Source organism: Acidovorax sp. KNOB132 (assembly GCF_057541515.1).
In genome coordinates, this window is the sequence record NZ_BAAJYT010000422.1 from 1 (window position 1) to 2119 (window position 2119).

Sequence of the window (2119 nt, forward strand, 5' to 3'; positions counted from 1 at the left end):
GGTGACCGACACCGCCGGCCTGGCTCGCGCGGCTCGACGATCTGGTGCGGCAAGTGGACGAGCTGCCCCTGCAGAACGCCGTCGCCCAGGCCGCGGCCACGCGCCGCATGAATGCCCAGGTGTCCGCGGGCGACGCCGCCGCGTCGCCCGCCGCACCCAGCCCCTGGTGGCAGTCCGCGCTGCAGCGCGCGTGGGAGGTCGTGCGCGACGAGGCCCGCGGCCTGCTGCGCGTGAGCCGCATCGACCGGCCCGAGGCCATTTTGGTGTCGCCCGACCAGGCATTCTTCCTGCGCGAGAACCTGAAGCTCAAGCTCATGAACGCCCGCCTGGGCGTGCTGGCCCGCCAGCTCGACTCGGCCCGCGCCGACCTGGCCGCCGCCAGCGCCGCGCTCAACCGCTACTTCGACCCCGCGTCGCGCCGCACGCAGATGGCCGCCACGGTGCTGCAGCAGGCCCAGTCGCACATCCGCACGGCCGAGCTGCCGCCGCTGGACGAAACCCTGTCCGCCCTGGCCACGGCCGCGGCGGGCCGCTGAGCCGCCGGAGGACCGCCCACCCATGCGCGCCGCACTCTGGTTTCTGGCACTTTTTGGCGTGGCCGTCGCGGCCGCGCTGTTCGCGGGCAACAACCAGGGCACGGTGACCCTGTTCTGGCCGCCCTACCGCGTCGATCTGTCGCTCAACCTCGTCCTGCTGCTGCTGGTCGGTGGCTTCGCCACGCTGTATGCGGCGCTGCGCGCCCTGGCCGCACTGCTGGAGCTGCCCCGCCAGGCGCGGCGCTGGCGCGCCCAGCAAAAGGAGCGCTCCATGCACGCGGCGCTGCTCGATGCGCTGTCGCAGCTGCTGGCCGGGCGCTTCATCCGCTCGCGCAAGGCCGCGACCGCCGCCCTCGCTCAAGAGAGCGCGCTGGAGGCCTCGGGCGAGGCCGTGCCGCACGGCCGCCAATTGCGCACGCTGGCCCATCTGGTGGCCGCCGAAAGCTCGCACGCCCTGCAGGACCGCGCCACGCGCGAGGCGCATTTGCAGAACGCGCTCAACAACATTCCCGACCGCGCGCCGGTCACCGAGCTGGAGCTGCGCGAAGGCGCGCACCTGCGCGCGGCCCGCTGGTCGCTGGACGAGCGCGATGCCAACGCCGCGCTCGAACGCCTGGCCGCCCTGCCCCAGGGCGCGGCCCGGCGCACGCTGGCGCTGCGCGCGCGCCTGAAGGCCACGCGCCTGGCCCATCAAACGCAGGAAGCCCTGGAGACCGCGCGGCTGCTGGGCAAGCACCGGGCGTTTTCGCCCGCCGCGGCGCAGAGCATCGTGCGCGGCCTGGCCATGGAGCTGCTGAACGGCGCGCATGACCCGGCCCAGCTGCAACAGGTCTGGATGTCGCTGGAGCCCGCTGAACGCGCCATGCCCGAACTGGCCATCCATGCGGCGCAGCGCCTGAGCACCCTGGGCGGCGACGCCGGCCAGGTGCGCCAGTGGCTGCTGCCCGTGTGGGAACGCATGGTGGAACTGCCGCACGCCATTCCGGACCACCAGGCGCTCAAGCTGGTGCGCGCCCTGGAAAACAACCTGGACGCGCTCGACGCCGCCTGGCTCGCCCGGATCGAATCGGCCCAGCAGGCCAACCCCCGCGATGCGCGCCTGCAGTACCTGGCCGCCATGGCCTGCCTGCGGCGCCAGCTGTGGGGCAAGGCGCAGCAACTGTTCACCCAGTCCACGGGGCAATTGGGCGATGCCAGCCTGCGCTGCAGCGCGTGGCGCCACCTGGCCGAACTGGCCGAGCAGCGCGGCGACGCCACGGCGGCGGCCGCGGCCTGGAAGAACGCGGTCCTGGCGTCCTGACACAAGGCCAGCCGGGGCCTGCGCCCTCCGCCCTCTCTGCGGCCGCTGAAGGCCGCGCTCCGCTCTTGGCCGTGGGCCGCGTTACGCCAGCGCGACCGCCGGCGCCGCATCCAGATTCCAGCCGCCCTCCTCCCACGCCCACACCACCTGCGGCGCAATCGCCTGCAGAAAGTGCCGGTCGTGCGACACCACCAGCAGCGCGCCGGTGAACGACGCCAGCGCGGACTGCAGCGCCGCCACGGCCCGCGCATCGAGGTGGTTCGTGGGCTCGTCCAGCAGCAGC

1 protein-coding gene and 2 pseudogenes are annotated in these 2119 nt (G+C 73.8%); 2 read left to right on the forward strand and 1 reads right to left on the reverse strand.

What is annotated here, in order from left to right; all coding sequences use genetic code 11:
- Together AC27IO_RS23295 and AC27IO_RS23300 are read left to right on the forward strand one after the other, a co-directional pair.
- Positions 1 to 536, forward strand: a pseudogene (locus tag AC27IO_RS23295) (uroporphyrinogen-III C-methyltransferase); the annotation flags it as partial.
- A gap of 22 nt (positions 537 to 558) precedes the next feature.
- Positions 559 to 1836, forward strand: coding sequence for a heme biosynthesis protein HemY (locus AC27IO_RS23300; protein ID WP_272564402.1), 1278 nt, complete (start codon positions 559 to 561; stop codon positions 1834 to 1836).
- 81 nt (positions 1837 to 1917) lie between these two features.
- On the opposite strand, the pseudogene AC27IO_RS23305 reads toward AC27IO_RS23300, so the two are convergent.
- A pseudogene (locus AC27IO_RS23305) lies at positions 1918 to 2119 on the reverse strand (ATP-binding cassette domain-containing protein); the annotation flags it as partial.